This window comes from Desulfobotulus sp. (genome assembly GCF_034006065.1).
In the GTDB taxonomy this organism is placed as follows: domain Bacteria; phylum Desulfobacterota; class Desulfobacteria; order Desulfobacterales; family ASO4-4; genus Desulfobotulus.
The window spans coordinates 1-11,127 of the sequence record NZ_JAVETM010000064.1; the positions used below are offsets into that span (position 1 = coordinate 1).

At 53.4% G+C, this 11,127-nt stretch carries 9 protein-coding genes; 5 read left to right on the forward strand and 4 right to left on the reverse strand.

Features of this window, described 5'->3' with window-relative positions:
• On the forward strand, positions 1-636 hold a 636-nt coding region (locus RBR60_RS15065; protein WP_320358280.1), incomplete at its 5' end, for a phage portal protein.
• 35 nt (positions 637-671) lie between these two features.
• On the opposite strand, the gene RBR60_RS15070 is transcribed toward RBR60_RS15065, so the two are convergent.
• Both RBR60_RS15070 and RBR60_RS15075 read right to left on the reverse strand, forming a co-directional pair.
• Complete coding sequence (locus RBR60_RS15070) at positions 672-884, reverse strand: hypothetical protein (RefSeq protein WP_320358282.1); 213 nt, start codon at positions 882-884, stop codon at positions 672-674.
• Positions 885-966: 82 nt separating this feature from the next.
• Positions 967-2,142, reverse strand: a complete 1,176-nt coding sequence (locus RBR60_RS15075) for a tyrosine-type recombinase/integrase (protein ID WP_320358284.1) — start codon at positions 2,140-2,142, stop codon at positions 967-969.
• Positions 2,143-2,591: 449 nt separating this feature from the next.
• On the opposite strand from RBR60_RS15075, the gene RBR60_RS15080 reads away from it, so the two are divergent.
• Positions 2,592-3,395 (forward strand): hypothetical protein, encoded by an 804-nt coding sequence (locus RBR60_RS15080; RefSeq protein ID WP_320358286.1) that lies wholly within the window; start codon positions 2,592-2,594, stop codon positions 3,393-3,395.
• A 74-nt stretch (positions 3,396-3,469) separates the two neighbouring features.
• On the opposite strand, the gene RBR60_RS15085 is transcribed toward RBR60_RS15080, so the two are convergent.
• Positions 3,470-3,847 carry a PilZ domain-containing protein gene (locus RBR60_RS15085; RefSeq protein WP_320358288.1) on the reverse strand — a complete coding sequence of 126 codons (378 nt, stop codon included), beginning with the start codon at positions 3,845-3,847 and terminating at the stop codon, positions 3,470-3,472.
• A gap of 323 nt (positions 3,848-4,170) precedes the next feature.
• On the opposite strand from RBR60_RS15085, the gene leuB reads away from it, so the two are divergent.
• Together leuB and RBR60_RS15095 are read left to right on the forward strand one after the other, a co-directional pair.
• Entirely contained in the window at positions 4,171-5,250 is a 1,080-nt protein-coding gene (gene leuB, locus RBR60_RS15090; RefSeq protein ID WP_320358290.1) for a 3-isopropylmalate dehydrogenase, read from the forward strand.
• Positions 5,251-5,401: 151 nt separating this feature from the next.
• On the forward strand, positions 5,402-5,863 hold the full coding sequence (locus tag RBR60_RS15095; RefSeq protein ID WP_320358292.1) for an EVE domain-containing protein: 462 nt from the start codon (positions 5,402-5,404) through the stop codon (positions 5,861-5,863).
• Positions 5,864-5,983: 120 nt separating this feature from the next.
• Here RBR60_RS15095 and RBR60_RS15100 read toward each other — a convergent pair whose 3' ends face one another.
• Positions 5,984-6,715, reverse strand: a complete 732-nt coding sequence (locus RBR60_RS15100) for a transporter substrate-binding domain-containing protein (protein WP_320358294.1) — start codon at positions 6,713-6,715, stop codon at positions 5,984-5,986.
• A gap of 229 nt (positions 6,716-6,944) precedes the next feature.
• On the opposite strand from RBR60_RS15100, the gene hrpA reads away from it, so the two are divergent.
• Positions 6,945-10,937, forward strand: coding sequence for an ATP-dependent RNA helicase HrpA (gene hrpA, locus RBR60_RS15105; protein ID WP_320358296.1), 3,993 nt, complete (start codon positions 6,945-6,947; stop codon positions 10,935-10,937).
• Positions 10,938-11,127: the final 190 nt, after the last annotated feature.

Here is an 11,127-nt window from a genome sequence, read left to right on the forward strand (position 1 = left end):
AAAAACGAGATGTCCCAGCGGGGCGAGGAATATCAGGAGGTGGCCCCCGCAGGCATCTACTACGGACGCTCCGGCGAGCGGCCCCACATCCTTTCCACCACAAGGCCGGGCAACACCTTTGAGCCTTTTGTGGAACGCCTGCTCCGGGGCATCGGCGCTTCCGTGGGGCTTCCCTATGAAGTGATCTCCAAAGACTTTTCCAAAACCAACTATGCAGGCGCACGGGCCGCCCTGCTGGAAGCCTGGAACCTCTTTGGCCTTTACCAGCAGTGGCTGGTGAGCGGCTACATGCAGCCCATTTATGAGATGCTCATGGAAGAGGCCTGGCTGCGGGGCTGGATCAGAATCAAAAAGCACTGGCCGGACTGGTACGCGGCAAGGCGGCTCTACACCCACTGCCGCTGGATACCGCCCCGGCGTGGCCATGTGGACCCGTCTAAAGAGATTTCTGCCATTATTGATGCCATGAACAGCAACATCATGACCCTTGGGGAAGCCATTGCCGAGGTGCGCGGCGGCTCTGCGGACTGGGAAAGCATTCTGGAACAGAGGGGACGGGAAAGGGCCAGGGAGAAGGAAAAGGATCTGGTGGTGGAGAGGGGGAGGATGGCTGTTGGGAAGGATGGGGAGGAATAAGGAATAGGCTTTTTGCGTCCTGCTGGCTCCGGGTGTCAGTGGCTGTTGAAATCCAGACAGGGAAAGGGGCGGATATTCAGGCATAGAAAAAGCGGCCCCCCTTCGGGGAACCGCTTTTTGTGCTTGGGGTTCCGGTTATAGCTTTTTTTGTCTTTGTGGGTCTGTGTTGGGGGGCTGATGGGTTTCCGGATCTTTGAATGATCCACCTCAATCACCAGCGTGATCTTCGGCTTTTTACGTCTGGCCATGGGGCCTCCTTTTATTTTTGAACATCCTTCCTTGAGATTCCTGCCTCTTTCTCCTAATATCAAAAAAAGGGACTGGCTCTTTTTAATACCCTGCCGCCCTGCCACAGGTCAAATAGTCTGACCATCTTTCCAAAAGATCTTTTTTTTGTTCCACCAGATCCGTTCTCGCGTAAGCATCCCGAACCTTGTCACCCGAAGCATGGGCAAGGCAGGCCTCAGATACATGGTCTGGAATCAATGGGCATCGCTCCAGCGCCCAGTCTTTGAAAGCCGACCTCATGCCATGAACCGTAGCCCCTTCTTCCAGGCGGGTTTTCAAGGCCTTGGCCAGGGCAACATCGGACAGGGTTTTCCCGGAAGGTGACGGGAATATCAAACCGCTCCCGTCATCATAGTCTCTGGCCTTTTCCAGAACGGCAAGCATTTCACCCGAAAACGGAACCACATGGGCCTTTTTCGTTTTTGCCCGTGCCGCAGGTATTGTCCATGTTCCTCTGTGTCTGTCGATCTCAGACCACAGAGAACCCCGCCCCTCACCGGAACGGCAGGCCGTCAGGATAACCCAGCGCAGACACAATGCGGAAACCGCGCTGGATTTTTTCAGGCTTTCATAAAGATCAGGCATCGCTTCAATAGAAACGGCCTTGAAATGCTCCACCTCGGTAACGCTGGAGGCTTTCGGAAGGATAGAATCCAGGTTCCCCTTCCATGCCGCCGGATTGTCCCCAGACCGCAGACCATGAGCCTTTGCATAGTCAAGAACCCGCTCCAGCCTTGCCCTTACACGGGAAGCTGTTTCTGTTTTTGACTCCCATATGGGCTTTAAGATCCGAAGAACATGCTCAAGGGCTATCTCCTTCGGGTAAAGCCGCCCCATACTCGGGAAGGCGTACTGCTCCAGGGTGCTCAACCACTGCTGGTAGTGTTTCTCGTTTTTCCACCCGGACTTCTGCCCCTCAATGTACTCCACTGCTACCTGCTGAAAGTTTTTTTCCTGGACAGGTTTTTCCAGCACCGGGGTAAGCCCATCGGCAATCATTCTCCGCAACTTTGCGGCCTTCTCCCGTGCCTGCTTCAGGGAAACATCCGGGAAAGCTCCCAGGCCCAGATCCCGCTGATGCCCGGCGCGCTCATACCGGAATATCCATGACCGCCCACCGGATTCCTTGACGTTCAGATACAGGTTCCCGCCATCGGAATGAAAACCTTTCTTGAGATATGCAACCTTCGCTGCTATAAGCTTGTCCCTTGTCTTCATGTTCTCCCTTTCCGTCCCTAGTCCTGTCCATAGGCAAAAAGATAGATCAAGGGGGTAAAGCATGCAATACAAGAAAACGAAAAACAACACATATTCTTTTAAAAACAGATAGTTATGGAACAGGCATGAACAGTAAAAAACCAGGGATTGCCAGCCTCTCTCTCCGCCATTTTTAGATCTTCCCATTAAACACTGGCCACAATCCGAACCCACAGCATCATCCAGTCCCTGTTATCAACCATCCATTTTCTGCCTGTATCCATTCAGACCCTGCCTTTTCCTGCGGGGTTTCTTTATTCCAAAATCATATACATTCGTGCATGTCCACAAAAAAGCCTGGGCCTGCAAAAATTTAAAGATTGAAATCCTTGCACCCAGCGTTTAGAATTATGGGTTCAAAACCGTATGTAAGAGTATTCCCGAGGACCCCAGCTTTACGGAGAAAAAAAATGAACGCTCCCCAAAGCCCTGAACATAGAGGCATTGCCTCCCTTTTCAGCCAGATGGAGATCAAACATTTTCTTAAAAACTATCTCATCTTTATCGGGATCGTGGAGGCAGTCATTTTTTTTGTTTCCTTCATCGGCCAGCTTGGCCCGGAAAGCAAAGCCTTCCCCTGGAAATCTTATTTTTTTGCAGCCTTCATCATCCCCGTTGCCATCACCTTCCTTCTGGGAATTTTTGTGGTTGGCTTTAATAAATACCTCTACGGTCAAAATCCTCTCTATGATGAAGACGCTTTTATCGGGGATCCGGATGCCGGAAAAACCACCCTGCGCATCCAGGCTTTCCTGCGCACCGTCCGACAACTGCCCTTTCTTTTCATTCTGGTGCTTCTCGGACTGGGGGCAGGCATTGTTTATAAAATTGAAGATATCTTTGCCTTTATCGCCCGGTTCGGAGAAAAATCCGCCCAATATCTGCTCATCTCCATGGGGGTACTGCTCATTGTCGGCGGCACCTTTGCCCTGCTCTGGATGATCTTTAATTATAAACTCCAGAAAAAAGCCATTGATTTCAGACATCAATATAAAAGCGAAGTCATCAAACGCTTGGGCCTGGTGATTCTGGATGATGACACGGTCATCAATAAGGAGGGTGAAGTCGTCAGCACTCCCAGTTACCCCCATGAGCCACCGGATCTTTTGCCGCCCGCCATCAAAAAACTCACCATATCCTCAAAACCGCCCATCCACCTACCCCCTCGCATCAAAGGCGCAGGAGAAAAGGCCCATGGCCCTGAAGCGCTTTGAAAAGCCCTTTTACGTCCGCAGGGGATTCCGGAGTCCCCTGCGAGAAGACCTGCTTTTTTTCTGAAACCAAGAGCTCATTTCTCTTTGTCTTTATCAGGATTTCCTATAATTTTAATATCGTATCTCTGCAAAGCTGGATTCAGGCCCTTATGGAAGGACACGCCAAAATCCTTTTCCGCGTCCCGCACAACCACCCCCAGCAGGCAGACATGGGCATTCCTTCTGCCCGGCAGCCTGAAAGCCATGCGCACCTCCGCACCTGCCGGAGGGATATCACAAGAGGCAATCCGCGCCCCTTCTTCGGATATGTCCAGAATCATCCCCTTATACGGCGTTTCTCCCACAACAAAATCCACTTCCGCCGTATAAAGAACCCGGGCGGATCTGCGCTGGTCCCTGCCTTGGGGCTCCTCTTTTTCTTTTTTTTCATCTCTTTCTTCCAGGGATTTCAAAAGGACTGATCGCTCCTCTGCCGACATGGACAAAATTCTTGCCACAAGCTTCTGGGTCACCTTTGCGATATTGATAGGCCTCGTTTGCCCGCCTTCTTTTTCCTTACCTCCCATACACGCCACCCTTTCTTCCCCAAAAGCCTTTGCAAAAACCAATCCCTGGAAAGGCTTCTTCCGGAATCCGCCACATTGCCAATTCTCTATAAGCTTTCCAGGTTAAACCATTGGCAACCAACCATCATTCTGCTAAAGGGAGCAACAGCATACAAAAAGATTCTCGTTTCACTGAGAGTCCCCCCATACACAACCATGAGGAGATCCCCTTGAAAAAAATTGCCATCCTTCCCGGAGACGGTATTGGCCCTGAAGTCATGCAAGAGGCCATCAAAGTTCTGGATGCCGCCCAGAAACGCTTTGGCTTTTCACTGGAATACCGGCACGCCCACGTAGGGGGCGCGGCCATCGACCACCATGGCGAAGCCCTGCCCGCATCTACTCTTGCAACCTGCGAATGGGCCGACGCCATCCTCTTTGGCTCTGTTGGCGGCCCCAGATGGGAACACCTCCCCCCTGCCCAGCAACCGGAAAGAGCTGCCCTTCTGCCCCTTCGTAAACATTTTGGTCTTTACTGCAACTTAAGACCTGCAAAAATTTTTCCATCCCTGGCGTCCGCAAGTCCTTTGCACCCTGACATTGTCAAAGACGGTTTCGACATCCTTTGCGTCCGTGAGCTGACCGGAGATATCTACTTTGGTCAACCCAAGGGCAGGGAAGGCAGCGGACCTGAGGAAAAAGCCTATGACACCATGGTTTATACCCGTTATGAAATTGAACGCATCGCCCGCATGGCCTTTGATTTTGCCCGCAAAAGACAAGGTCGTGTGGCCAGTGTGGACAAGGCCAATGTTCTGACTACCATGGTGCTCTGGCGGGAAGTGGTTACGGAAGTTGCCAAAGACTACCCCGATGTAGCGCTCACCCACATCTATGTGGACAACGCCGCCATGCAGCTTGTCAAAAATCCTCACCAGTTCGATGTACTCCTCTGCGGCAACATGTTCGGTGATATTCTCTCCGATGAGTGCGCCATGATCACAGGTTCCATGGGGCTTCTCGCATCTGCAAGCCTCAATGAGGAGAAATTCGGCCTTTACGAACCCGCGGGTGGATCAGCCCCGGACATTGCGGGAAAGGGCATTGCCAACCCTCTGGCCCAGATTCTATCGGCCTCCATGATGCTCCGCTTTAGCCTCGATCTTCCCGAAGCCGCAGACGCCATTGAAAACGCCGTAGCCAAAACCCTGGAAGAAGGCATCCTTACAGCTGATATCAGCACCCGACCGGATCAAGCCGTGAATACCGCAGCCATGGGTGACGCCATCTGTGCACGGATTGTCTCCTGAAACCTCTGCGCCGACGGGTTCCCTGTCGGCGCTCTCTATGCAATTCGGACAGCCAAGCCCTTTGGCTGGAGCATCGACCAGATATGGATCTGCAAGCCACAACAGACATGGCCAACCCAATCCCCCCTCCACAGACCGCGAGGCATTCTCCATGGCTTTCTGGCTCGTAAAATCCGAACCTTCCAGTTTTTCCATTGAAGATCTTGCGGCCCGCCCCCAGCAAACCGAAGCCTGGGATGGCGTCCGCAACTATCAGGCCCGCAATTATCTCCGTGATCACATGAAAAAAGGCGACCTTGTCCTTTTTTACCACAGCAACATCCCCATACCAGCCATCGTGGGGCTTTGCATGGTTACCCGCGAAGGTTATCCCGATCCCACTGCCCAGGATCCCAGTGCTGCCCATCCCGACCCCAGAAGCACACCGGATAATCCCATCTGGTACCAGGTGGATCTAAAGCTTGTGCGCATCTTCTCCAGGCCCGCAGCCCTGCACACTCTGAAACAGGATCCCCGCTTGGAAGGTATGCTCCTGCTGCAAAAGGGAAACCGCCTTTCGGTAATGCCCGTATCTGCAGCCCACTTCCAGAGTATCCTTACCTTGGTCCAATGACATGAAATCAACCATTCAATATCTCGCGCACCTGTTTTTTAACATTCTATTTTAAAAAGAAAAATTTATTTTACTGCCACATTCCAATGCTTGCTGGACTAAGAAATGATGTTAAAGGCTTCAGGGCCCTTCAATCACCGCGTCTGCTTCCAATCTCTCCCAGGCCGCTTCCAGGCGCTCCATGATATGCTCCGCATTATCCACCTGCTTGGAAACCTTCAGAAAAACATCAATCCGGGCCAGGGATTGATCCCTCACCTTCTCCACCATTTCCAGAGTGCGAATGGCATGCTCTGCGGCAAGACTGTAGTCCAGCACATATTCTCCCCTGCCTGCCATTAACTGCCGGAATGCGTGAATATGATCCGAAGCTTCCATAATTTCCACACCATTTGCAGGATTCTTCAGATCTGTGATGAAGCCGCCGTAACTGTAACCTCGAATAACAATGATCCGCGTCCCGTAAAGCCCCTCTTTGGTTCGAGGAAGCGGCTTATCTCCAAGGGCATAGGCCCGCATATCTACATCCGTGATTTTCTTGCTCCCGTAAAGAACCTTGCCTTCCAACTCAGGGACACCCTTGACCCCCAAAAAAACATGGCTCCTTCCCTGGGCGATGTTCCAGTACAGTCGTCTGGGGGGATACACACGAATATCATAAGAAAATCCGGCAGCATCCAAAATCCGGGTCAAAAAAGCCAGCAGAATGCCATTGGGTTTGCCGTCCTCTTCCACTTCATAAAGGGGAGGCAGATCCAGAATACCCACATGCAATTTATCCTCACCCCAGCTTTGCAGGCTTCCCCCCACCAAAAACAACAGCACTGTCACCCAACCAAAACATCTTCCCATAACAGTCCTGACCTTAAGGGTTTCTGGATAAAAATACAAAAACAGAGCCAGAAACATAAAAAAACGGTCTCAGCTCCGTCACTACGCATGAGAGGAATACGCTCTCAGGATTGCTTCTTTCCGGCATTTCCGGCATACTCCCCCCGAAGATCCATGCACACCTGATCTTCACAGATTCTTAAAAAAACATATTCGGATTACTTTTCACCCTACACAAGCGATATTCCCATTGTCAACACATAAGCAAGCCCCCCAGATACGCAGCTGTGAAAAACATCTGCAAAGCCTCTTCAGACGCAGCACGGAAACCCTGATCCCAGATCGCATTCTCATCCGCAGGAAGATCCATCGGATACGACAGGAACTCCCAAAACTTTCAGAAGAAAGACAGACTTCTCTACTCTTGGCCCTGGAAAAAAGCCTGAGGGAGGCAGAGCTGCGTTTCCAGCAGAGGGCAAGCACACTGCCCTGCCCTCAGTTTGACGAACGGCTCCCCATCACCGGCCACAAGGATGCCATTCTGAAGGCCATACAGGAGCATCCCGTTATCATCATCGCAGGAGAAACGGGCTCCGGAAAAACCACCCAGATCCCCAAGCTCTGCCTTGCCGCAGGTCGGGGCCGCCATGGCCGCATCGGCTGCACCCAGCCCCGCCGCATTGCAGCCTTAAGTGTGGCCGAACGCATCGCAGAAGAACTCCACACCCCCCTCGGACAAGCCGTGGGCTGCAAGGTGCGTTTCAAGGATCAGACCCGTGAAGAGACGGTGATCAAGCTCATGACCGACGGCATCCTCCTTGCCGAAAGTCTCTCCGATCCCTTTCTGAATCAGTATGACACCCTCATCATTGACGAGGCCCACGAACGCAGCCTCAACATCGATTTCCTTTTAGGCTTTCTCATCCGGCTCACCCGGAAAAGAAAAGACCTCAAGGTCATCATTACTTCTGCCACCATTGACACGGAAAAATTCTCCGAAGCCTTTTCCGGCGCTCCCATCCTCACCGTATCCGGCCGCATGTATCCCGTAGAGGTCCGCTACCAGCCCCAGCCCGAAGAAGAGGAAAAGGGGCCCTCCCTTGCCGAGCAGGTGGCCGTCGCTGTGGATGATCTCATGGTGGAAGACCCCTTTGGCGACATCCTTGTCTTTCTGCCCACAGAGCAGGACATCCGGGAAGCCTGCGATCTCCTCTCCGGCCGTAGCTACAAAGGGGCTGTCATCCTACCCCTCTACGCCCGTCTCACGGGAGCGGAGCAGCGCCGGGTTTTCCAGCCTGCAGCAGGCCGAAAGATCGTGGTTGCCACCAACGTGGCGGAAACCTCCCTCACCATTCCCGGTATCCGCTACGTGGTGGATACCGGGGTCGCCCGTGTGCCCAGATACCTCCCCGGCATGCGCAGCACCAGCCTTCCCATTGTGCCCATTTCCCGATCCAGCGCAGACCAGAGAAAGGGCCGCTGCGGCCGTGTGGCCAACGGCATCTGCATCCGCCTTTACTCCGAAGAATCCTATGAGATGCGGGAACGCTTCACCACACCGGAAATCCTCCGCGCCAATCTCGCCGACGTTCTCCTCAAAATGACAGCCCTGCGTCTTGGAGATATCCGGGACTTTCCCTTTGTGGACAGACCGGCGGACCGCCTCATCAAGGACGGCTACGATGTGTTGCAGGAGCTGGGGGCCATACGTCCCAAAAAAGCTTCGGAAAAAGGGGATACCCCCTTTGTGCTGACTCCCGTGGGCGAACGCATGGCCGTCATCCCCCTCGACCCCCGCATCGCCCGCATGCTGGTGGCTGCCGAAGGTCTTGGCTGCGTGGAGGATGTGGCCATCATCGCCGCCGGCATCACCGCCGTGGATCCCCGGGAAAGACCGGAAGATAAGCGCCAGCAGGCCCTTCAGGCCCAGAAACCCTTTGTGGACCCCCTTTCGGACTTCATCACCCTCTTAAACATCTGGCGGCAGTTCATCAAGGAAAGCGGCGGGAGCTTTGGGATCGCACGCCTTAAAAAATTCACGGAACGCTATTTTCTCTCCTTCAAACGCATGCGGGAGTGGCGGGATCTCGGTTTTCAGATTTTTGAAATGCTGGAAGAAAGCGACATGGATGTCAAAAACAGCCTTTTGGAAGAAAAAACCGACCCCAAAAGCCCCTTCAGCCCCCGGTATGCGGCCATCCACAAAGCCGTTATCACGGGATATCTGTCTAACATCGCAAGAAAAAAAGAAAAAAACATCATGCTCGCCCCGAAAAACCGGGAGGTCATGATTTTCCCAGGCTCCGGCCTTTTCAACCAGGCACCGGAATGGATTGTGGCTGCGGAAATGGTGGAAACGTCAAGGCTCTTTGCCCGCTGCGCCGCCGCCCTGGATCCCGCCTGGATCGTGGAGGTGGGAGGAGAGCTTGTCACAGAAAACCTCTATGAACCGCACTGGGAGAAAAACCGGGGAGCCGTCATGGCCTTTCGCAGGCGAAGCCTCTACGGGCTGGTGCTTTCGGACAGGGAGTCCGTTCCCTATGGCAGCGAGGATCCGGAAACCGCCACCCGCATCTTCATCCAAAGTGCTCTGGTGCAGGGAGAGGTCAAACAGCCGCCACCCTTTCTCCTCCACAACCAGAAGGTGGTGGCCGCCATTCTTGAAAAGGAAGACCGCCTGCGCCGCAGGGATCTTTTTGCCGGTGAAACGGCCCTCTTTGACTTCTATGCCCAGAGAATTGAAGGCATCTTTGACATCCGTACCCTCCTTCACCGCATACGGGAAAGGGGCAGTGACCTTTTCCTGCGCATGGAGGAAAAGGATCTCCTCATTCAGGAAACGGATGACAGAGCGCTGAAACTCTTTCCGGAAAAAATCTCCCTCGGGAAAAAGGCTGAATTTCCCTGCCGTTACACCTTCACCCCCGGAGAAGAGACGGATGGCATCACCGTCCGTATTCCCGTAAACCGGGTGACGGAAGTCAATCCCCATGAGCTGGAATGGCTGGTTCCAGGTCTTTTCCCAGAAAAAATCGAAGCCCTTCTCAAGGGTCTTCCCAAGATTCTCCGAAAACGCCTTGTTCCTTTACCGGAAACGGCAAAGGACATTGCGAGGGAACTGAAGCCCGAGGGCAGGCCCCTGGCCCTGGCCTTGAGCCGCTTTCTCTATCAGCGCTACAATGTGGATGTGGCCCCTGCCCGCTTCAGCGAGGAACAGCTTCCCCCCCATCTGAAGCTTCGGCTCCATATCACGGACAATCAGGGAGAAACCCTCTGTTTTTCCCGTGATCCTGCCGTTCTCGTGGAAAACATGCTTGAAGCCCGCAAGGACAAGACTTTTGAAAATCAGCGCCGGGAATGGGAAAAATTTCCCGTGACCCCGGAAGATCTAGATCTCATGCCCGAAAGTCTTCCATCGGAAACCGGCAATCCTGGGAGTGAGCCCCTGTTCTGCGCCTTCACCTGCCTGGAAAAGGGCGTAGGGAAAAGTCTTTTTACCACAAAACGGGAAGCCCGGAGTCAGCACGAAAAGGCCATCCGAAGGCTCCTTGAGCAGGAGCTGCGACCAGAACTTTCCCAGCTCGGAAGACTTCTTTCCCTCCCCTCAGGGCTAAACCCCATCCTGCTCCATTTCGGTGGAAAGGAGCGCTTTGAGGGCTGGATGAAGGAAGCGATCTGCGCCCCCCTTCTGGAAAAGGATCTGCGATCCCGGAAAGCCTTTGAATCCACCCGTGAAGAAACCCGGAGGGTTCTCCTCCCCCTTGGCAGAAAACTCCTGGAAGCCCTTGTCCCCGTGCTCCTGGCGGCGGAAGAGACCCGGGAGACCTTCGCCGCTCTCCGAAAAAAGGGAGGGCCAAAAACCTCAAGCTTCATGGATAGGCTGGATCGGGACATGAAGCGTCTGCTTCCTGAAAATTTTGTTAGCCTGTACGCAGCGGAGCGCCTTGTTCATTTTCCCCGCTACCTGAAGGCCATGACCCTACGCGCCCAGCGGGCGGTGGAAGACTTCATGAAGGATGAGCGCAAGGCGACGGAGGTTCAGATTTATGAAAAAGCCCTGAAGGAAATCCTCTCCAGCCTCAGCCCCCATGTATCCGAAGAGAAAAAGGAGGAAGTGGAAAAACTGTTCTGGATGATCGAGGAATTCAAGGTTTCGGTCTTTGCCCAGGAGGTCGGTGCTGCCGGAGCCATATCCGCAAAACGACTCAAAGACCAGATCGCCCGGATTCAGGCTCTCGTGTAATGAACGTTGGAGCTAAAATACAGAAAAGCAGCCCAATTTTCCATAGGACCGTTCGAAGGATCTGGGGCTGAAGAGAAAAAAATCTTCCCCTTCCCCCATCCCAAATAAAAAAACGCCCTGTCTTGTGGTGATGATCACCAAAGACAGGGCGTTTCAAAAGAATCCGGCGGCGTCCTACTCTCCCACACAG

Coding starts and splice junctions, on each gene's coding strand:
- RBR60_RS15070 (WP_320358282.1), bottom strand. CDS start 884: ATGGCCAGACGTAAAAAGCCGAAGATCACGCTGGTGATTGAGGTGGAT.
- RBR60_RS15075 (WP_320358284.1), bottom strand. CDS start 2,142: ATGAAGACAAGGGACAAGCTTATAGCAGCGAAGGTTGCATATCTCAAG.
- RBR60_RS15080 (WP_320358286.1), top strand. CDS start 2,592: ATGAACGCTCCCCAAAGCCCTGAACATAGAGGCATTGCCTCCCTTTTC.
- RBR60_RS15095 (WP_320358292.1), top strand. CDS start 5,402: ATGGCTTTCTGGCTCGTAAAATCCGAACCTTCCAGTTTTTCCATTGAA.
- RBR60_RS15100 (WP_320358294.1), bottom strand. CDS start 6,715: ATGGGAAGATGTTTTGGTTGGGTGACAGTGCTGTTGTTTTTGGTGGGG.